General features: G+C 67.7%; 15 protein-coding genes. 3 read left to right on the forward strand and 12 right to left on the reverse strand.

The window, feature by feature from the left end; genetic code table 11:
• The first annotated feature begins 273 nt into the window (after positions 1 to 273).
• Positions 274 to 675, forward strand: a complete 402-nt coding sequence (locus ACTOWJ_RS24035) for a hypothetical protein (RefSeq protein WP_441337149.1) — start codon at positions 274 to 276, stop codon at positions 673 to 675.
• A gap of 28 nt (positions 676 to 703) precedes the next feature.
• Here the strand turns inward: ACTOWJ_RS24035 and ACTOWJ_RS24040 are convergent, their stop codons facing one another.
• The 6 genes from ACTOWJ_RS24040 to ACTOWJ_RS24065 form a co-directional block, all read right to left on the reverse strand.
• On the reverse strand, positions 704 to 1,921 hold the full coding sequence (locus tag ACTOWJ_RS24040) for a VWA domain-containing protein (RefSeq protein ID WP_441337150.1): 1,218 nt from the start codon (positions 1,919 to 1,921) through the stop codon (positions 704 to 706).
• The gene (locus tag ACTOWJ_RS24045; protein WP_441337151.1) at positions 1,911 to 4,382 is read right to left on the reverse strand and encodes a DUF5682 family protein; all 2,472 of its coding nucleotides are present in this window, start codon (positions 4,380 to 4,382) and stop codon (positions 1,911 to 1,913) included. The genes ACTOWJ_RS24040 and ACTOWJ_RS24045 overlap by 11 nt, the downstream gene beginning before the upstream one ends.
• A 7-nt stretch (positions 4,383 to 4,389) precedes the next feature.
• Positions 4,390 to 5,472, reverse strand: coding sequence for an ATP-binding protein (locus ACTOWJ_RS24050; protein WP_441337152.1), 1,083 nt, complete (start codon positions 5,470 to 5,472; stop codon positions 4,390 to 4,392).
• 60 nt (positions 5,473 to 5,532) lie between these two features.
• The gene (locus ACTOWJ_RS24055) at positions 5,533 to 7,038 is read right to left on the reverse strand and encodes a DUF5691 domain-containing protein (protein WP_441337153.1); all 1,506 of its coding nucleotides are present in this window, start codon (positions 7,036 to 7,038) and stop codon (positions 5,533 to 5,535) included.
• Positions 7,035 to 8,378, reverse strand: a complete 1,344-nt coding sequence (locus tag ACTOWJ_RS24060) for an SWIM zinc finger family protein (protein ID WP_441337154.1) — start codon at positions 8,376 to 8,378, stop codon at positions 7,035 to 7,037. The genes ACTOWJ_RS24055 and ACTOWJ_RS24060 overlap by 4 nt, the downstream gene beginning before the upstream one ends.
• A gap of 79 nt (positions 8,379 to 8,457) precedes the next feature.
• Positions 8,458 to 8,868 carry a nuclear transport factor 2 family protein gene (locus ACTOWJ_RS24065; protein ID WP_441337155.1) on the reverse strand — a complete coding sequence of 137 codons (411 nt, stop codon included), beginning with the start codon at positions 8,866 to 8,868 and terminating at the stop codon, positions 8,458 to 8,460.
• A gap of 422 nt (positions 8,869 to 9,290) precedes the next feature.
• Between ACTOWJ_RS24065 and ACTOWJ_RS24070 the strand changes: the two genes are divergently transcribed.
• Both ACTOWJ_RS24070 and ACTOWJ_RS24075 read left to right on the forward strand, forming a co-directional pair.
• The gene (locus ACTOWJ_RS24070) at positions 9,291 to 10,967 is read left to right on the forward strand and encodes a long-chain fatty acid--CoA ligase (protein WP_441337156.1); all 1,677 of its coding nucleotides are present in this window, start codon (positions 9,291 to 9,293) and stop codon (positions 10,965 to 10,967) included.
• 181 nt (positions 10,968 to 11,148) lie between these two features.
• Positions 11,149 to 12,021, forward strand: coding sequence for a crotonase/enoyl-CoA hydratase family protein (locus ACTOWJ_RS24075; protein ID WP_441337157.1), 873 nt, complete (start codon positions 11,149 to 11,151; stop codon positions 12,019 to 12,021).
• A gap of 46 nt (positions 12,022 to 12,067) precedes the next feature.
• Here the strand turns inward: ACTOWJ_RS24075 and ACTOWJ_RS24080 are convergent, their stop codons facing one another.
• The 6 genes from ACTOWJ_RS24080 to ACTOWJ_RS24105 all read right to left on the reverse strand — a co-directional run bounded on the left by ACTOWJ_RS24080 (position 12,068) and on the right by ACTOWJ_RS24105 (position 24,886).
• The gene (locus tag ACTOWJ_RS24080; protein ID WP_441337158.1) at positions 12,068 to 14,251 is read right to left on the reverse strand and encodes an ATP-binding protein; all 2,184 of its coding nucleotides are present in this window, start codon (positions 14,249 to 14,251) and stop codon (positions 12,068 to 12,070) included.
• 3 nt (positions 14,252 to 14,254) lie between these two features.
• Positions 14,255 to 15,313: a response regulator gene (locus ACTOWJ_RS24085; RefSeq protein ID WP_057942810.1), complete on the reverse strand. Its 1,059-nt coding sequence runs from the start codon at positions 15,311 to 15,313 to the stop codon at positions 14,255 to 14,257.
• 425 nt (positions 15,314 to 15,738) lie between these two features.
• Positions 15,739 to 17,256 carry a lysine--tRNA ligase gene (lysS, locus tag ACTOWJ_RS24090; protein WP_441337159.1) on the reverse strand — a complete coding sequence of 506 codons (1,518 nt, stop codon included), beginning with the start codon at positions 17,254 to 17,256 and terminating at the stop codon, positions 15,739 to 15,741.
• A gap of 394 nt (positions 17,257 to 17,650) precedes the next feature.
• Positions 17,651 to 18,779, reverse strand: a protein-coding gene (gene prfB / locus ACTOWJ_RS24095) for a peptide chain release factor 2 (RefSeq protein ID WP_441337160.1) whose coding sequence is annotated in 2 segments (ribosomal slippage) — positions 17,651 to 18,703 and positions 18,705 to 18,779 — 1,128 coding nt in all. Because the reading frame shifts where the segments join, the coding sequence is not laid out codon by codon here.
• 244 nt (positions 18,780 to 19,023) lie between these two features.
• Entirely contained in the window at positions 19,024 to 21,987 is a 2,964-nt protein-coding gene (locus ACTOWJ_RS24100; RefSeq protein ID WP_441337161.1) for a VIT domain-containing protein, read from the reverse strand.
• 235 nt (positions 21,988 to 22,222) lie between these two features.
• Complete coding sequence (locus ACTOWJ_RS24105) at positions 22,223 to 24,886, reverse strand: beta-mannosidase (RefSeq protein ID WP_441337162.1); 2,664 nt, start codon at positions 24,884 to 24,886, stop codon at positions 22,223 to 22,225.
• Between the last annotated feature and the right edge of the window lie 31 nt (positions 24,887 to 24,917).

A 24,917-nucleotide genomic window follows, 5' to 3' on the forward strand; every position in this document is an offset into this window, starting at 1 on the left:
TGCAGTTCCCGCGCCCCTTCCTGCCGTCATTCCCGCGAAGGCGGGCTCCGCTTTCGCGGGAATGACGATCTGGAAGGATGGCGCTGAAGTCTCTGGATTCCTGCCTTCGCGGGAATGACGGCGCGGGGGGCAGCACTTTCGCGCGAAAACGCCTGATTTTCTGCCTCAACCGTCGAAGAGATCACGACCTGACCGTCACACCGCGCCTCCAGCCGCCAAACCGCTAGACTCGCTGCAATCACCGCACCGAGCCAGTGGATGCACAAGCCAACTATGATCCTGGCATTGATCGGCAGCCTCGCCGCCTGTGCAGGCGCCGGTACGCACCGACAAGCCAGCGTCTGGCATGGGCGCACTGAGGGCGTTGTCGAAGCTGACCTGCGTCATGCCGCAGCGCGACTGCCCGAGCAGGGCTGGCTGGCGAGAACCACGCGCGAGCGCGCAGACGGATATCTGGACTACTCGAGATTGGACGGCCAAGGCTACAGCGATCGCGGTTGGTACGTTGTCCGCAAGCGCCAGAAAGTCGGCGAGGACTATTACGGTCTGCTGCAGATAAACGACGGTACTGCCGAACTCTGCACACTCAACCCACAACGGCGCGGTTTCCTCGATGGCGATACGTTCGTCACTACGGTAAGTTGGGACTACTGCACGCCACTATCTCAGCGCTAAGTTCGAACTGTGGCGGAGGCGATGCGCCCTACCCCTCTGCCCGCGTCGGCACCAAACCGTTCCCCGCCGCCCATTGATTGAGATCGTCGCGACGGATCGCCGCGGCCATCAATCCCGGAAACGCATCAGGCGTGCACGCGAACGAGGGCACGCCGAGCGCGGCGAGCTTGGCCGCCAGCGCTTGATCGTAGGCCGGCCGGCCTTCGTCGCTGAGCGCGAGCAGTACGATGAACTGCACACCCGCTTCGATCAGTTCCTGCGCACGCGCCAACAACTTCGTCTCCACCCCGCCTTCGTACAGGTCCGAGATCAGCACCAGGATGCTGTTGCGCGGTTCGCGGATCAGGCCCTGGCAGTAACTCACCGCGCCGTGGATATCGGTGCCGCCACCGAGCTGCACACCGAACAACAGATCGACCGGATCGTCGAGCTGTTCGGTCATGTCGACCACCGCGGTATCGAACACCACCAAGCGCGTGGCCACCGCCGGCAACGAGGCCAGCACCGCGCCGAAGATGCTCGAGTACACCACCGAGGCGGCCATCGAGCCGCTCTGGTCGATGCACAAGGTCACCTCGCGCTGCGGTCGGCGCGATTTGCGCCCGTAACCGACCAGTTCCTGCACGATCACCGTGTTGAGGCTGGGCTGCCAATGCTTGAGATTGGCGCGGATGGTGCGGTTCCAGTCGATCTCGGCATGGCGCGGCCGGCGCGAACGCCGCGCGCGGTCGAGCGCGCCGCTGACCGCCGAACGCATCGGTTCCTCCAGCTTGCGCATCAACTCCTCGACCACGCGCCGCACCACCGCGCGCGCGGTGTCCTTCGTCTCGGCCGGAATCACCCCCGACAAGGAAATCAGGTTGGCGACCATGTGCACGTCGGGCTGGATGCCTTCGAGCATTTCTTTTTCCAGCAGCATCTGCCGCAGGTTCAAACGTTGCAGCGCATCGCGCTGCATGACCTGGACCACGCTGGTCGGAAAGTACTTGCGGATATCGCCGAGCCAGCGCGCCACGTTCGGCGAGGAGCCGCCGCGGCCGCCGCGCCGGCTCAGTCCGCCCGGGCCGCTGGGTTCGTACAAAGCGGCCAGCGCCGCGTCCATTTCCGACAAGCCGGCGGCCAGGCCGCCGCAGCTGTCCTGCGCTTCGCTGCCCAAGACCATGCGCCAACGCTCGGCGCGCGTGCTCGGCGCGGCGGAAACATCGACGGTATCGCCGGTCGAATCGGGAGGAAGCTCAGCGGCCATGATCGGCTCCGGCGGCGCTCAGGCCGAACAGTTCGCGCAACAGCGGCAACGCGCGCGCCGCGCGTTCGCCGTCCCAGGAAGCGGCCGCCGCGGGCGCGCGGACCGCGCGCACCGGCCGCTTGACCCGCAAGCCCAGATCGCGCCGGTCGGCCGCCTCGAAACGGGAGAAACTGCGCCGCAGCAACGGCACCACGCGCAGGAAATGTTCGTGGCCCAGCTCGCTGATCCAGGCGTCGATCAGGCTCCACACCGCGTCATCGTGCAGCAGCACCGCCGCATTGCGATTGAGGAAACCGTCCAGCCACTGCGCCGCGCGCAGCGGCTCGGCGCCTTGCGACAGATTCAGGCCCAGCTCGCGCGCGACCGCTTCGCCGTCGAAGCCGCCCGCGTCGAACAGCAGTCGCGTGCACAGGCCGCGCAGCAACGGGGTGGCGCTTTCGGACACGGCCAGGATCCGCAGCGTGCGCCGCCAGGTCTGGCTTTGCTCGTCGGCTTCGCGCAGCTCCACCGCGCGATCGGCGCCGAGCACGGTCTCGCGCGCCTGTTCGGCAGCGGTGTCGTCCAGATCGCACACCGCCAGCGGCAGGCTGATGCAGGCGCGCAACAGCATGCCGTCGAACAAATGCCGCACCTGCGCGGCGTCGGTGTTGCGCACGTTGCCGTAGCGCTGCACGTTGGCCAGCGAGGGCAGCGCCTGGAGCAATTGCAAGGGGTCGGCGTCGGTGGCCGCGCGCGCGTGCAACTGCGCGGCCACCGATTCTACCGCCGCGGGCAGGTTGGCCAAGAGCACCCGATCGATCAGCGCCGACAACTCGGGCAGGCGCTCGCTGCCGCGCGCGCATTCGATGGCGCGCGCACCGGCGGCCTGCTCGACGCTCTGGCCGTAGCGGCTGGCGACGATCAGCTCGATCTCGAACGACGGCTGCCAAGCCAGTTCCCACACTTCGCGGAAACTGCCGCGCGAGGAGCGCCCCGCGCCGCCCAGTCGGCCCCATCCGATATCCAACAGCAACAGTCGATGCAGCAGTTGGCTGCGCTGCAGGTCGGTGTCGTTGCGCAGATCCAGTTCCAGGGCCTTGGACAGGGTCTCCGGCTTGAGCCGCAGGCGTTTGCGCTGGGCATCCAGATCGCGCTGCAGCGGCACGGTCGGCACCGCCGCCGGCACGCCGCCGAGGCGTTCGCCGATCATCAGCGCTTGCTCGATCAACCGCATCGGCGCGTCGTCGCCGTTGCACAGAATGCTGCGGGTGGCTTCGTTGAGTTCTTCCAGGCTCGGCGCGGGCCGCTCGCGCAGCGCGGCGAGCGTGTCGGCCAGGCGCGCGGCTTCGATCAGATGCGCCGACGAGCAATCCAGCCCGTGCTCACGCAGCAGCTTGGCCACCCGCGCGAACCAGCCGATCGCACGGTGTTCGCCCGCGCCGTGCCGCCACAGATGCTCGTACCAGCCCGGCGAGTCGATGCCGGCGCCGTAACCGCTGGCACTGCTGAGGTGGCGATAGGTCCACGGCACCCAGGTCGCGGCGGCCTTGAGCTTGGGCAGGTCCTTGAGCAGCGCCTTGTCGGCCGCCACCGAAGCCTTGCCGATCAGCGCCGGCACGTGCCACGCGCCGCAGACCACGGCGATGCGCGCATGGCCTTGTTTGATCGCCTCGCACACGCCGCTGCGCATATGCGCTTCGCGGATCGCTTCCTCGCGCGGATCCAGGCCGGTGCCGAGCCCGGCGCGCTCGCGCAGTTCGGTCATCGCCTCGGCGATGGCGTCGAACAGATCCTCGCCGTCGCCGCGTTCTTCGACCATGTGGTTCCACCAGCTCTCGCCGTCGGCATAGCCGGCGGCGTGAGCCAGCCAGTCGAGCGGGTCGCGGTGGAGATCGTGCGGCGAATCCGCGCCGGCGTCGACTTGCGTGCGGTCCGCATCCTCGTCGCCGGCATCTGCATCTGCATCGACATCGGAACTGGCATCGACATCGGCACGGTTATTGGTATCGGCCGACAAGGCCGCATCGCCGGTCGGTGGTTCGACTGCCGACGGCGCATTCGTATCGGGCTGCAGCGCATCGGCCTGCGACGCGCTCGCCTCATCGCCGACCGGCGATGGCGCGCCCTCGCCCGCGCGCCGCGATTGCGCCTCGCGCTGCCAGGCCAACGTCGCTCCAGCGGGAACGTCGATGAACCGCACCGGCACGCCCTGCGCGACCGCCCAGCGCATCGCCTGCCATTCCGGCGAGAACTCGGCGTAGGGATGGAACACCGCCAATTGCGGATCGTCCACGCCGTGCGAGAGCAAGGCCACCGGCGGCCGCAGTTCGTCCGAGCGCAGGTGTTCGATCAGCGCCTCGCACCCGGCCGGCCCTTCGATCAGCACGCAATCGGGACGCAGCGCATCGAGCCCCTTGAGCAGGCTGCGCGCGCAGCCCGGGCCGTGGTGGCGGATGCCGAAATAGGAAACCGGGCCGCTCATCGCCGGCTCAGAGCTGTTCGCGGAAGGCGCGGTACAGATCCTTCCATTCCGCGCGTTCCTTGATCACCGTTTCCAGGTACTCGGTCCAGACCACCTGATCCTGGACCGGATCCTTGATCACCGCGCCGATCATGCCGGCGGCCATGTCGGCCGGGCGCAGCACGCCGTCGCCGAAATGTCCGGCCAGGGCCATGCCGTTGTTGATCACCGAAATCGCCTCGGCGGTGGACAAAGTCGAGGACGGCGACTTGAGTTTGGATTTGCCGTCCTCGGTCTGGCCGTTGCGCAGTTCGCGGAAGATCCGCACGATCCGCGCGACTTCCTTCAGCGCTGGCGGTTCGCTCGGCAGTTCCAGCGCGCGGCCGAGTTCGCCCACCCGCTTGACCACGATCGAGATTTCCTCCGCCTCGCTCGCCGGTACCGGCAGGATCACCGTGTTGAAGCGGCGCTTGAGCGCGCTGGAGAGTTCATTGACGCCCTTGTCGCGGTTGTTGGCGGTGGCGATCACGCTGAAACCGCGCGTGGCCTGCACTTCGCTGCCCAGTTCCGGCACCGGCAAGGTCTTCTCCGACAGCACGGTGATCAGCGCGTCCTGCACGTCGGCGGGAATGCGGGTGAGTTCTTCGATACGGGCGATCTTGCCCAGCCGCATCGCGTTCATCAGCGGGCTGGGCACCAGGGCCTGCTCGCTGGGGCCGTTGGCGAGCAACTGCGCGTAATTCCAGCCGTAGCGGATCTGTTCTTCGCTGGTGCCGGCGGTGCCCTGGATCAGCAGGGTCGAATCGCCGCTGATCGCCGCGCTGAGGTGTTCGGACACCCAGGACTTGGCCGTGCCCGGCACGCCGAACAACAACAAGGCGCGATCGGTGGCCACGGTGGCGACCGCGATCTCCATCAACCGGCGGCTGCCGATGTACTTGGGGCTGATCTCGAAGCCGTTGTCGAGCTTGCCGCCGATCAGATAGGTCACCACCGCCCACGGCGAGAGTTTCCAGTTGCCCGGCCGCTGGCGGTCGTCGATCTTGCCCAGTTGTTCTAGCTCTTCGGCGAATTGGTGTTCGGCGTGTTGGCGCAGGACGGCGGTGCTCATCGGCGGCTCCGGGTTCGGGTCTTGAGGATGTCGGTCAGGCGGGTCGCAAGGCGCGCGCGGTCAGGCATGCAGCAACCGCCGCAATGCGACGGTGCGCTCGACCGCGAGCACGCACTCGCTCATCGCCGAGGTTTCGTCGGCCACGCGCGGCAGCGGCCGCCACTCGCGCAGGATGTCGGGGTGCAACACTTCGGCCAGGGACTGGACCGCCGGACGCAGGGTCCAGTCGTGACGCAGTCGATCGCGCTCGAACGCCAGCCGCAGCCCGTCGACGATCGCGCGCGAGTAGTCGCGCGGCAGCGACTCGCCGGGCGCGCAGGCGCCGACCACCTCGTCGCTGCGTCCGGTCTTGCACAACTGTTCGAAATCGCGCGGCCAATGGCGCACGCGTTCGGCCGGCGGCAACAGCGTCAGCAATTCGGCGTGGTGGCCGTGAAAACTGCGGCCAGGCGCGTCGAGCATCGCCTGCGCCCAGTCGGCGTCGCCCTGGCCCACGCGTTCGAGCCAGCCGCGATACAACGCATCCTTCCAATCGCTTTTGCCCGCCCAGACCAGCAACTGCGGCGGGTCCATGCCGGTGTGCGCGCACCACCAGGCCAGCGGCACCTGCCGCGCCAGTTGGTACAGCCACCAGGCGCGCTCGCCGAGCGGATCGTGCTGCGGCCGCGCGGTATCGATCGCGGCCGCAGCCCAGGCCGGATCGGCGGCCTGCGGCGCGTCCACGTTCCAGCGCCGGCCGAGCAAGCCGCGCTCGCTGACGACCAACGGCGCGATCCAGCCGGTCAGCCGCCGCGCGTGCTCGGACCCGGGCAATCGCGCGAGCAGCGAAGCGGCGATCCGGCGCACTTCGCGGCTGCGGTCCTTGAGCAGGCCGGCGAGCAGTTCCTGATCGTCCTGATGCAGGCCGATATCCAATGCGGCGACGAACTCCACGCGTTCCTTGGCCGGCAGTTCGCCCAGTTGCGCCTGCAGCATCGCGCGCGCGACGGCCGTATCGGCGGCGCGGGCGCGACGCAGCACGATCAGGCGCTGATCGAAGCTGCCCTCTTGCCACAGCCGCGCGGCATCGTCGGCGCTGTCGTCGCCGCGCTCGCCATCGCTGGCGTAGCGCCAATCCGGATTGAGCCGCGCCAGCCACAGGCCGCGTTCGCCCAGCGCCGGCAACAAGGCCGCGCGCAGGCGGGTCAGCCGCTGCCCGGCGCTCAGCGCATGCGGCAACGCGCGCGCGGGCAGGCACACGCCGAGCGCGGCCAGACGCAGGCAGGCCTCTTGCTGCAGGCGTTCGCTGCCTTCTTGAAAAATCGCCGACAAGGCTTCGCCGAGCGGATGAGTGTCGGCGAGCGCGCGCGGATCGTGCGGCGCCGACGCCGGCGGTTCGGCCGTGGCCGCGGCGATCTCGACCGCCGCCAGCCGCAGCACCGCCATCGCCGCGGCGCCCCGCGCGTAGCGCATCGCGGCATCCGGGTCGGCCGATTCCTCCAGCAAGCCGGCGACCATCGGTTCGAACGCGGCCGGCCGGTTTTCGTCGACGCCGATCAGCGCCGGCTTGATCCATTCCGTGCTCATGCCGACTCCACCGTCCAGATCCGTTCGCCGGCGCCTTCGCGCCATGCGCTCAACGGCCGCAGCGCGCGCCCGTCCCATTCGCCCATCAGGTTCAGCGCCTGTCCGCCGCCGTAGGCGAGCAAGCTCCAGCCGGCGAAATCGGGCAGTTCCAACGGCAGGCGCCCGGCGTCGGTATGCACGCGCCACGCCTCGCCGTCGCGCAATGGGCGCGCCTCGCTCAGGCTCAGCGGCCACAACGGCAGCCACGGGTTATCGGCATAGGCGCGCGAGGCGCGGTCGATCGCCTGAGCCGCCGGCTGCGCCCGGGCCTGCGCCGCGCTCGCGGCGCCCTGCCCGGACGCGAGCGCGCGCAACGGCGCGCTGCCGGGAAAGAACTGGAGACTGGTCGGATACGCGCGACCGCTCAGCCAGGACTGTTCCCAGCCGCGGCCGCCGTAAGCGTAGTCGTGCAGCAGCGCATCGCGACCGCTGTCCAGGCCGTGCAGCCAGACCCGGCGTTCGAACAGGCGATCATCGCGCTCCTGGATCGATTGCCCTTGCACGACCCATCGGTCGCTCACGCTGTCGCCGAACCCGGCGACCTCGTCCTTGTCGTAGCTCCAGCCCAGCGCGGTACGCAGATCGGCCAGCCGCGCGGGCGGCAATTGCGCGCGCCGGCCGACGCCTTCGTGCAGCAGCCACAGCAAGCCCAGGCGCTCGACCACTTCATCGATCGAGCCCAGCCCCCCGCGCATGGATTCCAGCGCGGCCAGCACCTGATAGGACAAGGCCGGCGCCTGCGCATCGACCATGCGCGCGGCCATCGCGCTCCATTCGCCGCGCTGTTGCTCGCCGAATGCGGCCAGGCCGCGGCGGAACTGATCGCAGATCCAGCGCTGCAATTCGGCCGAGCCGGCTTCGATGCGTTTCCACCGCGCCGCTTCGCGCTTGGCCGCGGACGCTTCGGCAGCCTGCGGGTCGGCGGCCTGGGCGGCGGCGATGTTGGCCGCGGATTGTTCTTTCTTGGCCGCCTTGTCGCGGCGCGAGTTCAGCCATTCCTCCACCCAGCTCGGCCTGGCCGCGGCGGGCACGCCGGATTTGACGTGGATCAGCAACAGCGCCAAGGCGTGCTTGCACGGGAATTTTCGGCTGGGGCAGGAACAACGCGTGACCAGGGCGGCCAGATCGACCTGCGCCTGATACGGCTTGGCGCCGCTGCCCTTGCATTCGCCCCACAGGGCGTCGGCATCGCTGCCGAGGGTGGCCCATTTGCCCGGCGACGCCAGTGCGCCGGCGGCCTTGGCCGAAGCGTCGTCGGGCGCCAGCGCCAAGGCCTGGTCGGTTGTCAGCGCTGATTCCATGCCTGTCCGGTCCCCACCGGCGCAATGTCCTTATCCGTGCCTGAGCATAGCCGAGCGCATGTGTCGGGCGCGAGCGCGGTCACAACCTCGGCGCCCATTGCGCCGAAGTCATCCGCCACTCGCCGTCTTCCTCGCGCCATCCGGTCTGGACGTCGTAGATCTGCGCCGCATCCGGCAAGGCCTGGCCCGAACCGCCGCCGAGCGCGGCATTGAATCGCACCGTGGCGTGGCCGGATTGCAGCTTCACCTCGACCCCGGCGATCTTGGCCCAGACGTCGCGATAGCGCAGGAAACTCGCCGCGGCCAGGCGCCGCGCACTGGCGCGGTCCAGGCCGTCGGGGCCGACGAAGTCCTTCGACAGATGTTCCTCGATCGCCGCCGCGTCGCGCCTGTCGATCGCCTCGCGCAGTTGCTCCATCGCCGTGCGCAGGCGTTGCTCCGGCGGCGCGGCCGCACCGCACGCGGCCAGCGCGGCGAACAAGGCCAGCAAGCACGCGGCGCGCCATGCGCGACGGACCAGACCCGGCCATCGCGCCCGCCGCGATCGCGCGCGATTCACGCAACTGTCGGTGGACGCCGCGTGCAAGGGTCGATCGGTTGAGGTCGATGGCGTTGCGCGGGTCATCGCGATGGTTCTCCCGACCAGGGTTGTTTGCGGCCGTGCGCCGGTGCGTGGCGAGGCTCGGCGCTGGCCACGCGAGGCCCGGCGAAGAATCGCACGACCGTTCGCGCTGGCCGCGGCCAGGCCGATCCTGACAGGTTCCCGGGCCCGTCGACAACGCCGCCAGCGCGCCGGCTGGCGCCGCCTTGCCACTGGCTAGAGCCTATGCTCCAATCGAGAAAACACCGTACGCCGGCGCACACAGCGGGGCGTACGATCAGAATCGACGAGCGATTAACGAGGGGATCGCGATGAGTTTCGAACGTCCGTGGCTTGCCCACTATCCGCAAGGCGTACCGGCGCAGATCGATGTGGACGAATTTCCGTCCGTCGTTTCGGTGCTTGAAAACGCGATCGAGAACTACCGCGACCGTCCGGCCTTCTCCAATTTCGGCAAGGAGCTGACCTACGGCGACATCGACCGGCTCAGCGCGCAGTTCGCGGCCTATCTGCTCGGCGAGCTCAAGCTCAAGAAGGGCGATCGCGTCGCGATCATGATGCCCAACTGCCTGCAGTACCCGATCGCGACCTTCGGCGTGCTGCGCGCCGGCCTGACCGTGGTCAACACCAATCCGATGTATACCCCGCGCGAGCTCAAGCATCAGCTCGACGATTCCGGCGCGAAGGTGATCTTCGTGCTCGACAACTTCGGCAAGACCGTGCAGGACGTGGTCCTCGGCACCGACGTAAAGGTCATTACCACCGGCCTGGGCGACATGGTCGGCGGCCTTAAGGGCATGTTCCTGAACTTCGCGGTGAAGTACATCAAGAAGAAGGTGCCGGACTACGATATTCCGGGCGCCGTGCGTTTCCGCGACACCCTCACCCTGGGACAGATGCACAAGCTGCCGACGGTGGAGATCTCGCCGGACGACATCGCCTTCCTGCAATACACCGGCGGCACCACCGGCGTGGCCAAGGGAGCGATGCTGACGCACCGCAATTTGGTGGCGAACATGCAGCAGGCCGCGGCCTGGGTCGGCGGCAACGCCGAGCTGGGCAAGGAAATCATCATCACCGCGCTGCCGCTGTACCACATCTTCGCGTTGACGGCGAACGGCCTTGTCTTCATGAAGTTCGGCGGGCTCAACCACATGATCACCGACCCGCGCGATATGCCGGCGTTCGTGAAAGAGCTTAAAAAGACCCCGTTCACCGCGATCACCGGCGTCAACACGCTGTTCAACGGCCTGCTCAACACGCCGGGCTTCAGCGAAGTCGATTTCTCCAAGCTGCACCTGACCCTGGGCGGCGGCATGGCCGTGCAGCGCTCGGTCGCCGACCGTTGGAAGCAGGTCACCGGCATCACTCTGATCGAGGCCTACGGCCTGACCGAAACCTCGCCGGCGGCGTGCATCAATCCGATGGACCTGGAGGCTTACAACGGCGCGATCGGCTTCCCGATCTCCTCCACCGACGCCTGCGTCAAGGACGAGGAAGGCCGCATGCTGGCGATGGGCGAAGTCGGCGAGCTGTGCATCAAGGGCCCGCAGGTGATGAAGGGCTACTGGCAGAAACCCGAGGAGACCGCCAAGGTCATCGACGAGGACGGCTGGCTGCACACCGGCGACATGGCCAAGATGGACGAGAAGGGTTTCTTCTATATCGTCGACCGCAAGAAGGACATGATCCTGGTCTCGGGCTTCAACGTGTACCCCAACGAGATCGAGGACGTGATCGCGATGATGCCCGGCGTGCTGGAAGTCGCCGCGGTCGGCGTGCCCGACGACAAGTCCGGCGAAGCGGTCAAGGTTGTGATCGTGAAGAAGGACCAGGCGCTCACCGCCGAGGACGTCAAGGCCCATGCGCGCGCCAACCTCACCGGTTACAAGCACCCCAAGTTCGTCGAATTCCGCAAGGAACTGCCCAAGACCAACGTCGGCAAGATCCTGCGCCGGGAACTGCGCGACGCGCCGCCCGGACACTGAATCCGCCCTTCCGGCGCCCGCGGGGCGCCGGTCGGCGCCCAACCCGGCCCTCGCAAGGATCGCCTCCTTGCGGGGGCTTCATTTTAGGTGCATAGAATCCTCGGTCCCGGACGCAGCCCACCACTACACACAGCCGTCCCGATGCGGCCGGCGGGACGGTTCTCTAACCGGAGATACCGCCATGTCTGTCGTACAGCCCTTCCCTCGCCCGCACTCGGGTCGCACCTTGCGCGTCGTCGAGGAGTTCGATCGGGACGTGTACTGGTGCCACATGCACGCCAACCTGGCGCGTTCGCCGGGACGCGCGTGCTTCACCCTGCCGTTGATCGACGACATCCTGTCTTACCAGCGTCACCTCGGCGAACGGATGCGCCAGCGCGATCGCGACAGCGTCGCCCACGTGGTGCTGACCTCGGACACCGACGTGTTCAATCTCGGCGGCGATCTGGAACTGTTCTCCAGGCTGATCCGAGAACGCGAACGCGAGGGGCTGCTCGACTACGCGCGCCAGTGCGTGCGCGGCGTGCACGCCTTCCACGCCGGCCTCGGCGCGGGCGTGCACAGCATCGCCCTGATCCAGGGCAGCGCGCTCGGCGGCGGTTTCGAGGCCGCGTTGAGCTGCCACACCATCATCGCCGAACAAGGCGCGATGTTGGGACTGCCCGAAGTGCTGTTCGATCTGTTCCCGGGCATGGGCGCTTATTCGTTCCTGTGCAAACGGGTCTCGCCGCGCGTGGCCGAGAAACTGATGCTCGACGGCGAGATGTACAGCGCCGAGCAACTGCACGCGATCGGCGTGATCGACGCGGTGGTGCCGCGAGGCGAAGGCCGGCAGGCGGTCGAGGACGTCGTCCGCGCCAACCGCCGCACACCGCGCGCGCTGGCGGCGATGCACCAGGTGCGCGAACTGGCCCAGGGCGTGAACCTGGAGGAAATGATGCGGATCACCGAGATCTGGGTCGACACCGCGCTGCGCTTGGGCGACAAGTCGCTGCGCACGATGGATCGCCTGGTTCGCGCGCAGTCGCGCCGCACGGGCATCGAAGCCGCCTGATAGAACGGCGGCGCTTCGTCCAGGCGCTACCGCATCAGGGGGACGATCAGGGGGAACGCTCGCTATCGTCGCGAGCGTGACGGGTCCGCTCGCGCGAGTCGAGCGCCGCCCGCCCCTGGGCCAACCGCTCGCCCAATCCCGCCACCCGCGCCTGCCATTCGCGCGGCATCTGCTGATCGGCCAGGTGCATCAGTTCGCCGCTGGCCGCGGCCAATCTGATCAAGCCCAGATTGCTGGCCACGCCCTTGAGCGCGTGGGCATGCTCGCGCACCCGCTCCCAATCGCCGGTCGCACCGGTCGCGCCGAGCACGGCCACGCAACCTTCGGCATCGCGCAGGCATTGGCGCACGAATTCGCGCTCGAAGCCCTCGCCCATGCCCAGCGCGCCGAGTTCGTCGAGAATCGAGCTGTCGAGCACCTCGTCGCCGCCGAGGTAGGAACTGCGCACCACCGGTGCGATCAACGGCCCGTTGAGCCGCGCGCTGGTGGCGATTTCGGCCAGCGTGTCGAGCAGGCGCGAGGTCGAGACCGGCTTGGACAGAAACGCGCGCGCGCCGGCGCGTTCGCAGGCCTGGATCGATTCGGGCGTGACATCGGCGCTGAACACCACCACCGGCGTGCGCCGGCCGCCGCTGCCGGCTTCCATCACCCGCAGCTCGCGCAACAGATCCAGCCCGTTGACCCCAGGCATGTGCAGATCGACGATCACACCGTCGTAATCCGAGGTCGCCAACGCCTCCAGCACCGCTTCGCCGCCGTCGACGCAGATCGCGCGATGGCCGGCCTTCTGCAACAACCGGGTGATGACCATGCGGTTGGCTTCGTGGTCGTCGGCGACCAGCAAGGTCAGACTGCGCACGCGCGCGCGGTGGCGCAGGAACGGGTCGGCGAACGCGATCACGTTCTCCGGGGTGTCCCGTGCGGGCGCGACCGCCGCGGCCATATCCGGCTCGCTCTTGCCGGGCGCCGGCGCGAGGATGCTGTCGAAAGGCAACTCGACCCAGAACCGGCTGCCACGCTGCTCGGTGCTCTCGAAGCCGATGCTGCCGCCCATCGCCTCGGTCAGACCCTTGGCGATGGTGGTGCCCAGACCGGTGCCGCCGTAACGCCGCGACAAACCGACGTCGGCTTGCTCGAAGGCCTCGAACAAGCGCTTGCGCACCGCCACCGGAATGCCGATGCCGGTGTCGGTCACGGTAAAGCGCAGGCGCACGCCGCCGTCGCTGCGGCCGGCCAGCATCACCTCCAATTCCACCAGGCCCTCATCGGTGAACTTGACCGCGTTGCCGGCCAGATTCAGCAGCACCTGGCGCAGATGCACTACGTCGCCGCGCAGACTGCGCGGCACCTCGTCGGCGACCCGCGATTCATAGCGCAACTGCTTGGCCCGCGCCTGCGGCTGCAGGATCAGGCCGATGCCCTCGACCAGTTCGCGCGGCTCGAATTCGACCAGGTCCAGGCGCAGCTTGCCGGCCTCGATCGCGGAGATGTCGAGCACGTCCTCGACCAGCGACAACAGGCTGCGGGTCGAGGCCTGGATGGTGTTGAGGCATTCGCGCTGTTCGCTGTCCAGGCGGGTGGTCGCCAGCAGTTCGGACATGCCGGCCAGGCCGTTGAGCGGCGTGCGGAATTCATGGCTCATATTGGCCAGGAACCGGCTCTTGGCTTCGTTGGCGCGGCGCGCGTCCTCGACCGCGCGGGTCAGCGCGTTGAGCAGCGAATCGAAGTACAGCGGCACCGCCGCCAGACCGATCAGCAGGCCCCAGGACAAATACGGATTGGCGCGCCAATACGGCGAGATCATGATCACGCTGAAGAACGACAGCGACGCCAGCGCGGTGGCGATGCGCAGGTAGCGGTTGCCGTAGCGCATGCCGTTGCCGATGGTCACCCACAGATACACCGCGTACAGCGGCGAGGCCGGCTCGCCCTCGATGCACATGATCGCGCCCATGGCGCTGTAGTCGGTGAGCATGCCGATCCAGCGCCGCACGTGCGAGACGCCAGGGCGCATGACGATGGCGATCATCAGCCCGACCGAAACCGTCAGCTCGCCGATCAGGATCAACCAGGTGATCGGCAAAGTGTCGCCGACGTCCTGGCCCAGATAGCGCCAGCCCAGATAAGTGATGAACAAGGCGGTGATGACCACGCGCACCAGATTCTGCGCATGCTCGCTGTCGGGCCGTTGCGAGAGGCGCTTTCTGACCGTGTGCACAATCGCGAGCATCGGCTACTCCAAGCCGGGGCGGGTAGAACTCGTCGAATAGCGTTGGCAGATTTCGTCGAGGCGCGCGCGGCTGCGGATCAGGGCATCCACGCAACGCGGATCGAACAGACGCCCGCGTTGGGCGTACATATACCCCAAGGCGGCGTCCACGTCCCAGGCTTTTTTATACGGACGCGGCGAAATGAGCGCATCGAACACATCGGCGACCGCGACGATGCGCGCTTCCAGCGGAATTTCATCGCCGATCAGGCCATCGGGATAGCCCGAGCCGTCGTAGCGTTCATGATGGCGCAACGCGATCAGCGCGCCCGCCTGAATGAAACGGTTCTGACTGCCGCTGAGCAGTTCGTAGCCAATTTTGGGGTGGCGACGCATGATCGCCGTCTCCTCCTCGGTCAGCGGGCCGGGTTTCATCAGCACCGCGTCGGGGATGGCGATCTTGCCGATGTCGTGCAGCGGCGCGGCCATTTCGATGACCCGGATCTCATCCTCGAACATGCCCAACTGCTCGGCGATCAATCCGGCGATATGCGCCATGCGTTCCAGATAGGCGCTGGTGCCGGCATCGCGGAACTCGATCGCGCGGGCCAGCCGCGACAGGGTTTCGCGCTCGCGTTCCTCGACCTCGTGCATGCTCGATAGCAGCCGCTGCTCCAGCGACAGCGCGCGTTGCTTGACGTTCTCCGACTGCTGGCGCAGTTGCAGCAGGTTGCGGCAACGCGCGCGCAGTTCGCGCGGGCGCACCGGCTTGACCAGGAAATCGATGACCCCCGCCTCCAGCGCAGCCTGACGCACCGGCTCGTCGCCGACCACGGTGACCAGGATGATCGGGATATCGCGGTGCATCGGCAGGCGGCGAAAGCGGCGCGCGAACTCCAGGCCGTCGATACCGGGCATGCGGTAGTCGAGCAGCAGCAGATCGGGCTGATGGCTCTCGCACCACGCCAGCGCCGCTTCGGGTTCGCCGAAATCGTGCACCGACAGCTCGGACGCGATGTCCTCGATGATGTGGCGCAACATCGTCCGCGCGGACGTTTGGTCATCGACGATAACGACGTTCACACACCGGTACCCGTAATGAGGCTGCCCCCTGCGGCGGCCGACCTGGGAGCATACCCCTGCCGCGTTGTTCAAGACAGCCGCCGAAAGTCCCGACGCTGTTTCGCTCAGGCCGCATCCGCGGGATCGAGTGCGCGCAATGCGCGCGGTTCATCACGGTTTAGACGTAAACGCAGCGCGAACACGGCCAGAACCGCCTGGCCGCCGCGCAGTGTAAGCCGCGTTTGACCGGCGCCGCCCTGGGCCTGCCGCGGCCCAGGTTCGCGCCGGGCGCCGATGTTTGAAACGAGCGCTGGCTTCGGGCCGGCGAACGCGCACTGCACTCGCCTTGCGCAAGCCAGAGGCTGGTCCGCCTGCTCCGCGAGCGCGGCCGGATCGGGAAACCGATTCGATCCGATCCAATCCGGGCCGATCCGGGCCGGCCTCGCTCAGCCGCCGCTTTCCGGGCGCATGTACGGGAACAGCAGCACGTCGCGAATCGACGAGGAACCGGTCAGCAGCATCACCAGACGATCGATGCCGACGCCCAGGCCGCCGGTCGGCGGCAGGCCGACTTCCAGTGCGCGGATGTAATCGGCGTCGTAGTGCATGGCTTCGTCGTCGCCGCCGGCCTTCTGTTCGACCTGGGCCTGGAAACGCGCGGCCTGATCCTCCGGGTCGTTGAGCTCGGAGAAGCCGTTGGCCAGTTCCTTGCCGCCGACGAACAGCTCGAAGCGGTCGGTGAGCTCCGGATCGATGTCGTTGGCGCGCGCCAGCGGGCTCACCTCGACCGGATGGTCGGTGATGAAGGTCGGCTGGATCAGGGTGTGTTCGACGGTCTTCTCGAAGATCTCCAGCAGCAGCTTGCCCCAGCCGTAGGACGCCTTCACCGGCACCTTCAGGCGTGCGCAGTGGCCGCGCATGATCTCCAGATCGCGCAGTTCCTCGCGCTTGATTTCCGGGTTGTGCTCGAGCACCGCGTCGGTCATCGACCAGCGGCGGAACGCCGGTCCCAGATCGATCGCGTTGCCGTCCCATTCGACTTGGGTGACGCCCAGCACGTCCTGCGCGGCGTGGCGGATCACCGACTCGGTCAGGTCCATGATCTCGGTGTAGGTGGCGTAAGCCTCGTACAGCTCGAGCATGGTGAATTCGGGGTTGTGCCGGGTCGACACGCCTTCGTTGCGGAAATTGCGGTTGATCTCGTAGACCCGCTCCAGGCCGCCGACGGTCAGGCGCTTGAGGTACAACTCCGGGGCCACGCGCAGGTACAACTGCAGGTCCAGGGCGTTGTGATGGGTCACGAACGGCTTGGCCGCGGCGCCGCCGGGGATGTAATGCATCATCGGCGTTTCGACTTCGAGGAAACGCCGCGCATCGAGCCAGGCGCGCATCGAGCGGATGATCTTGGAACGCTTGACGAACACCTCGCGCGCGTCGGGCGAGACGATCAGGTCGACATAGCGCTGACGGTAGCGCTGCTCGACGTCGGCCAGGCCGTGGAACTTGTCCGGCAGCGGCCGCAGCGACTTGGTCAGCAGGCGCAGCTTATCGGCGCGCACCGACAGCTCGCCGGTCTTGGTGCGGGTGACGGTGCCTTCGGCGGCGACGATGTCGCCCACGTCCCAGCCCTTGAACTTGTCGTAGGTCTCGCCCAGCGCGTTGGCCTGCAGGAACAACTGGATCCGGCCGGATTCGTCCTGGATCTGCACGAAGCTGGCCTTGCCCATCACCCGCTTGAGCAGGATGCGCCCGGCGACCGCGACCCGGCGCGCCTCGGCATCGAGCGACTCCTGGTTCCAGTGCTCGGCGTCGGCGTATTGCGACTGCAGATCGCCGACGTAGTCGCCGCGGCGAAAGTCGTTCGGGAAGGCGATGCCCTCGCCGCGCAGGGCCTTGAGTTTCGCCCGGCGCTCGGCGATCAGATGGTTCTCGTCGATGGGCGGCTGGGTGGTGTCGTCGGTCATGGTCGCTGGCGTTCAGGTAGGGCTTGGGAAAGCGTGAGGGTGGAGATTACTGAAGTCGCGCGGCGGGTGCTTGGGTGGGGGCGTTGCAGGCGTTGGATTCGGTTGCGGGCGTCTGGATTCAGTCACGGGCCCGCGGCTTGGCGGGGAACGAGGCCACTCGCCGCCCGCGCTGCATCCCGTTGCCGCCGCGCTTCCATCCCGACGCGGCACTCTTTCCACCGTCATCCCCGCGAAGGCGGGGATCCAGAGACTTCAAAGCTATGTCGCGGTGAAGCCCTGGATCCCCGCCTTCGCGGGGATGACAACCTGGGAGGGCGCGGCAAACTGGTCGAGAAACGCGGCGTATAGCCGGACGGGCTAACCCGCGAACCGGCTCGACTCGAACCGACGCGGCTTACACCGCGTCGCTGCGTTTGGAGCCCACTTCCAGGCCCGATTTGAGGCTGGCCTCGACGAATTCGTCCAGGTCGCCGTCGAGCACCTTCTGGGTGTCGCTGCGTTCGATGCCGGTGCGCAGGTCCTTGATCCGGCTCTGGTCGAGCACGTAGTTGCGGATCTGGCTGCCCCAGCCGATGTCGGACTTGGTCGCCTCCACCGCGTCGCGCTCGGCGTTGCGCTTCTGGATTTCCAGCTCGTACAGCTTGGCGGCCAGCATCTTCATCGCGTTGTCGCGGTTCTGGTGCTGGCTGCGGCCGGTCTGGCAGGCAACGACTATTCCACTGGGGATGTGGGTGATGCGCACCGCCGACTCGGTCTTGTTGACGTGCTGGCCGCCCGCACCCGAGGAACGGTAGACGTCGGTGCGCAGGTCGGCCGGATTGATCTCGATGTCGATGTTGTCGTCGACTTCCGGCGACACGAACACCGAGGTGAAGCTGGTGTGGCGGCGGTTGTCGGAGTCGAACGGCGACTTGCGCACCAGCCGGTGCACGCCGGTTTCGGTCTTGAGCCAGCCGTAGGCGAAGTCGCCCTCGACCCGCATCGTGGCCGACTTGATACCGGCGACGTCGCCGCCGCTGACTTCCATCAGTTCGGTCTTCCAGCCGCGCGATTCGCACCAGCGCAGGTACATGCGCAGCAGGATTTCGGCCCAGTCCTGGGCCTCGGTGCCGCCGGCGCCGGCCTGGATGTCGACGAAGGCGTTGGCCGCGTCCATCTGTCCGGAGAACATGCGGCGGAATTCGAGTTTTTCGACTTCCTTGGCATAGCGCTCGACGTCCTCGACCACGGCCTGCGCGGTCGACTCGTCGTCTTCCATCTCGGCCAGTTCCAGCAGCTCCAGGCCGCCGACCAGGCCTTCGGTGAGGCTGCGGATGCCGTCGACGACCTTTTCCAGCGCGGCGCGCTCGCGGCCCAGGCCCTGGGCGCGTTCGGCGTTGTTCCAGATGTCCGGGCTTTCCAGCTCGCGGTTTACTTCTTCGAGACGTTCGACCTTGGCGTCGTAGTCAAAGATACCCCCTGAGCGAATCCAGCCGGCCCTTGAGGTCGGCGATTCGCTGGCGGACGGGATTGAGTTCGATCATGTCCGGTGGTCTTGGTGCGGATGAACCGTCAATTCTAGCAGCCGCGGGCTTTAGGCGTAGTCACCCTGCCCTGAAACACCCGCATGGCCTCCCTGTAGGAGCGGCGCAAGCCGCGACCGCGAACATCACGGCCCCGCGTATCCCTGCTCCCGGCTCACGCCCCACACCGCACGCAACCCGTCGCGTGCGCCGGAGGTTGCGGTGGCGCTGTCGCGGCTTGCGCCGCTCCTACAGGGGGCGGCCGTCACTTGACCTCGAACTCGCCTACCAGCACGACTTCCTTGGCGTCTTTCAGCCGCAGGGTCACCTTCTGGTCCTTCTGCTTGCCGGCGCCGAAGCCGGTGCTCAGCCACAGGTTCAGGGTGGTCGCCCCGGTCACCAGTTGCTGGCGCTCGCCGTAGAAGTTCGCCTCGACCTTGTACTTGCCCGGTTTGGCCTTGCGCAGCGAGAACTCCTCCGGGCCATAGCCGCCGGTGAAATCGTTGGTGATGCGGCCGCCCTGGTAGGTCAGCTTGTGGCTGTAGAAGCACTTCTCGCCGTTGGGGTCGGTGACCCACAGGTCCATGTCGGAGTTGTCGCTGTCCCAGCTCAGCACCACGCGCAGGTCCAGCGGCAGATTGCGCAGCAGGCGCGGATCGATGCGGCGGGTGTCCAGGCCGGCCGGATGGGCGGTGGCGATCGCGTTGAGCTCGGCCAGGGCGATCTCCTCCACGCCGGGGAAACGGCTGTCCCATTCGCGCGAGGCAACTTCGTACAGCGAATCGACCGCCTGCTGGTACTGCCCGTTCGCCGCATAGGCCAGGCCCAGATCGCGGAAACTCTGCGGCTCCTCCTCGGCCAGGCGCAGCACCTGTTCCAGCACCGGCACCGCCAGCGCGGGCTGCTCGGCCTGGATCAGCCGATAGCCGAGCACGCGCAGGATGTGGCGGTTCTCCAGATCCATCTCGGCCAGGTTCGACAGCACCCGCAGGGCCAGGTCGCGCTGACCTTTTTCGATCAGCACGTCGGCGACATCGAGATAGAACGCGGTACTGCCGGCCTGCGAATCGCGTTCGTCCAGATAGATCGCATAGATCTTGTCGGACGGGGCCTGACGCAGGCGGCGCGCATACGGCGAATCGGGCTGCCAGGGCTTGAGGACGATGCTGGCGTTGGCACCGGCACCGGCACCGCCACCGGCCCCGGTCGCCACGACCCGCGAGCCGGTGACCTCGACCCTATCCAGCGCAGTGGCATCGGCGGCCGCGGCCACAGCCATGGGCATCGGCTGGGCTTCGACGACGGCCGCGGGCGGCTGTGGGGCCGACGGCGGTGGCGGCGCGACCATACGAGAACGGTAGTGCATCGTGTCCCGGGCACCCCCGGCGCCGTTTGCCTTGAGATCGCCGGCGATCTGCGGCGGCGCCCCCTTCGGCCAATCGCGCTGCCACCACTGGATGCGCTCGTCGTACAGCGCGGCCACGCGGTCCAGATTGGTTTTGCGCTCGCCGTCCAGATCGGCGATCTGCTGGGATTTGAGGCGGTTGAACTCATCCAGTCGGTCCGGCGGGGCGATGTCGTAACGCACGTAGTCGGCGATGTCGTCGAGCACGATCAGCGAAGTCTCGCCGGTGACGATGCTCAGGCGCTGGCCCAGGCGCGCGATCGCGGCGCGGTTGAGATCGGGATCGGCCTGCAGCGCGGCGATCGAATAGCGCCCCCACAATCCGGCGGGAAACGCACTGGCGGTGGCCTCGCCATCGATCGGCACGACCTGTTCGCGTTCGCCGCTCGCATCGCGCAGACGCAGCGTCAGCTGCGCCTTGCTATCGCTCAGACGGCCGGCCACGCGCAGCAGTCCACCGTCGGCGAACGGCGAATCGGCGACCACCTCGCTCGCGCCCAGCGCGCTCAGGCCGAGCAGCCGCGGGCCGTCGTTGAGCAAGGCCTCGGCCGCGCGATCGAGTTCGCCAGCGCGCTGCCAACTGATGAGACGTCCGCCGTGCGCCTGAGCCAACGCGCTCAAGCGCGCCGCATCCGCCGCCGCGCCGGCGGAGTTCAACGCATACAGCCGCTGATTCGGCAGCAACCGCGGAAAACGGCGCTGGCCGTAATTGAACAAGCCGTCGCTAAACAGCAGGTACTCGTCGATGCCGGCCTGCGGCTGCCAGCCGCCCGGATCGGTGGCGCCGTCGTAGACGGTCTTTTCCAGTTCGCGGCGCAGCGCCGACCAGTCGCCGCCGGCGACGGCGAAGGTTTGCGCCGGTTCGGCGCGGTCGCGCAGCCGGATCAGACTGACCTGCACGCTGCCGACGGCGCGGAAATAGCGATCGAGCAGGGCCAGTTCGCTCGCGCTGTCGCGCTTGCGGCCCGAGGCCGAGGCGTCCCACAGCAGACCCAGCGACTTGGGCAGCGCGCGCGGCTGGCGCGCGCCTTCCAGCGGCACCTCGGCCAGGAAGTAGCGTTCGCCGCCGAAGTCCTGGGTGTAGGCGCGCGCGTTGCGCGAAGCCGGCACGCTCAGCGCCAGCGTTCCGCCCGGCGGCGGCGCCGCCAGAGTCACGCTGTAGCCGCCGATGCGCGAGGTGATCTTGGCCGGCCCGGCCAACCCTTCGAGCTTGGGTTTTTGCGCCGAGCGGATGTCCGCGGCGAAATCGCGCGCCCGCGCGGCGAAGGCCAGCGGCAATTCGTAGCGCCATTCGCCCTCGTGCCGGACCAGCGATTCATCCAGTTCCAGCCTCACCCGGCGCGTGCCCCGGGCAGGAATGGGATAGATCCGCAGCTTGAACTGGTTGCCGGCGGTCTGTTCGAGCAAGGCCGGATCGGCGCCGCGGCGCTGGATGGCTTCGAACACCTGCTGGCCCTTGGCCTTGGGCACCGGCACCGCCGGCCGCAGCTTGCCGTCGATGTCCAGGGCGAAGCCGGCGACCTGCTGGCCCGCGCGCAGCGGGAACTGCAGTTCGCCTTCGAGCACGCGCGCGTTGGGATTGCGGAACACCAGCTCGATCGAGGTACGGGCGAGTCCGCCGATGATTTCGCCTTCGATCCGGGCCGATTCGAGTTCGATCGGTTTTTCGGCGCCGCGCACGATCAGCAACGGCGGCGGGCGCGGCGCGGTGACCGGCCCGCGGATCTGGGCATCGGCATCGGCGAAGACGATCGGGGCGAGCAGCAGGCTCAGCAACACACCGGTCAAGCCGGTCAGGACGGTGAGCTGGAACGGGGATTTCATCGGCAACCTCTTCCTTTGAGGGCGGGCTTCGACTCTTCCTAACGCGCGCGAACGCGAAAAGGGGTGAGCGGCTTCCGTGCGGGGATTGGAACGCGGCGATGGCAGCGTCGTCGAATGAGCGGGCGCTTGCAAGTCGCGGGGGCCGGCACCCGGCGACACCACCAAGGACCGCGCGACCAAAGCGCGGGCGATTCGATCTCCCCGCCCCCGCCATACCGCCGGCAGCCTCAACCGATCAAGGCCGATACAACGAACGCAAGTTCAAACCGCTCCGCAGTTGTTCCAGATCTGCCTTCGACTGCACGCCGATCTCGACCGTCTCCCCCGGCAACAGCGTCAGCGCATTGTCGGTCAGCGCGACATCGGCCTGGCCGAAGTCGATCCACACCGCGCGCGCCAGCTTGTCCGCGCGCACACTCAGCACATAGCCGTCGCCATCGCCGCGCAGTTGCGCGCGCAGTTTCGGATTCTGCCAGGCCAACGTGCGCGATTCGCCGAAGTAGACCGCGCGGCGCGACACCGTCTTGCCGTCGACGATCAGGTCGAACACCGCCGCGGTGCGCTTGGGATCGGCCCGGCCGAGCAGTTCGGCATCGCTCCAGGCGCCGGCGGGCGTGGAGGCCAGCGCCGCCAGCACCAGCGGTTTGCGCTCATCGCGCAGCACCCGGCCGCCGAAGTCCATCACCCGCACGCGCCATTCGCCGTTCACCGGCGCGGTGCGGTCCGACAACAGATGCAGTTCGGTGCGTCCCACGCCGTCCTTCACCCGCCGCAACGGCGCGACGGCGATCGGCGCGAAGAAACGCTTGGTGTGGAAATGCAGCGGCTTCCAGCGTCCGAAATAATCCAGGCTGGCCCAGGACGCGCCCGGCCAGACGTCGTTCAACTGCCAATACAACGATCCCATCGTGCGCGGCCGCGAGGCGCGGTGGTGCAGCGCCGCCAATTCGATGCCCTCGGCCTGCACCTGTTGGCTGAGATAGACGAAGTCGGCGAAATCGCGCGGCTCGCCGTACTCGCCGCGGATGTATTTGAGCAGGCGGGTGTTGCCGTCGCCGGCGAGGAATTTCTGGTGGGCGCGGATCACCGGGGTATCGATGCCATGCTCATCAGGTTCGGCGAAGGCGCCGATGGTGCGTAGCGACGGCCAGCCTTGCAGGCCGTACTCGGACATGAAACGCGGGGTTTCGTCGAGATACGCGCTGGCCGGCAGCGCCGGACCGCCCCACACGTCCCAGTAGTGCTTGTCGCCGTTGTTGGAATCGTTGGCCTTGTCCGCCAGATCGTTGCTCGGCGAACTCGACCAGTACGGTACGCCCGCGCCCTCCTGCGCCACCACTTCGCGCAGGTCCTTGCCGAACAGCGCCACGTAGCCGTTCCACACCGTCTGCGCGAACTTGGGATCGGCCTCGATCAGCTTCTTGCTGTGGCCCCAATCCTTCCACGCGGTCTCTTCTTCGTTGTTGCCGCACCACAGCACGATGCTGGGATGGTTGCGCAGGCGCCGCACATTGTCGCGCGCCTCATGGACCACGTTGGCGCGGAAGGCCGGATCGTAGCCCGGCTGCATACCGCCGCCGAACATGAAGTCCTGCCACACCAGCAGGCCCAACTCGTCGGTCAGTTCGAAGAAATCGTCGGATTCGTAATAGCCGCCGCCCCAGTTGCGGATCATGTTCATGTTGGCGTCGCGCGCCGATTGCAGATCGCGGCGCAGACGCTCGCGGGTGACCCGTGCCGGGAAGGCGTCGAACGGAATCGCATTGGCGCCCTTGGCGAACACCTCGATGCCGTTGATCACGAACGCGAAGCCCTGGCCGATCGCATCCTTCTCGCGCTTGAGCACGACGCTGCGCAGACCGGTGCGGCGTTGCGCCTGGGCCTGCACGCCGGCGCTGTCGGCGAGGCTGGCTTTGAAGGTGTACAGCGCCTGTTCGCCGTAGCCGACCGGATACCACAGGCGCGGACGCTCGATCTTCAGCGGCAACGACACCGTGTTGCGTCCCGCGCGCAAGCGCACCGGCTGACGCAGGGTCGTCGTCCGGCCGTCGGGGCCGACGTATTCGACGTCGATAGCGGCGCTGCCGGTATCGACGCTCTCGATCTCCAGCACCACCTCGCCTTCGGCGCGCTCGCGATCGACCGTGTGCGGCCGCACATGCAAATCGGCGATACGCAAACGGTCCCAACTCTCCAGGCGCACACCGCGCCAGATGCCGGCGGTGACGTAGCGCGGCCCCCAATCCCAGCCATAGTGATAGCCGGGCTTGCGCGCGAAATTGCCGGTCATCGCGTCCTTGGGCTCGTCGCCGTAGGGCGAGGGATAGTTGCCGGCGATCTTGTGCGGCATCGACTGCACTTTCGGCAACAGCTTGCGGATCGGCGATTCGAACACGATCCGCAGCTCGTTGCCGCGCTCGCGCAGGCGGCCGTCGGCGGCGACGCGCCAGGTGCGGAAGGTATTGTCGGCGCGCAGCAACTCGCGGCCGTTGAGGTAGACGGTGGCGAAGGTGTCCAGTCCGTCGAACACCAATTCGTTGCGCGCGCGCTTGAGCGTGTCCGCATCGAGGTCGAAGCGGGTGCGATATTCCCAACCTGCCAGACCGATCCATTGCAGCTGCGCTTCGCGCGCGCCGACATAGGGATCGGGGATCAGGCCGGCTGCGAGCAGATCGGTATGCACGTGGCCGGGGACCTGCGCGGCATGCCATTGCGCGGCATCGGTGTGCGCGGCAGCCTGCGGGTCATCGGGCAGCAGGCGGAACTGCCAGCCCGCGTGCAGCTCGCGCGCGGCCAGCGGCGCGGCCTGCGCCGCGCCCGCGGCGGCGACCGCGAGCAGCATCAGGGCGATGGCGGCGAGGCTGCGCCATGAGAATGAAGGCCGTGCGGTCTGGGACATGGAAGCATCACCTGTCGTGAACGGCCCGCAG

Source organism: Lysobacter sp. CA199 (assembly GCF_052078715.1).
Lineage (GTDB): Bacteria > Pseudomonadota > Gammaproteobacteria > Xanthomonadales > Xanthomonadaceae > Lysobacter.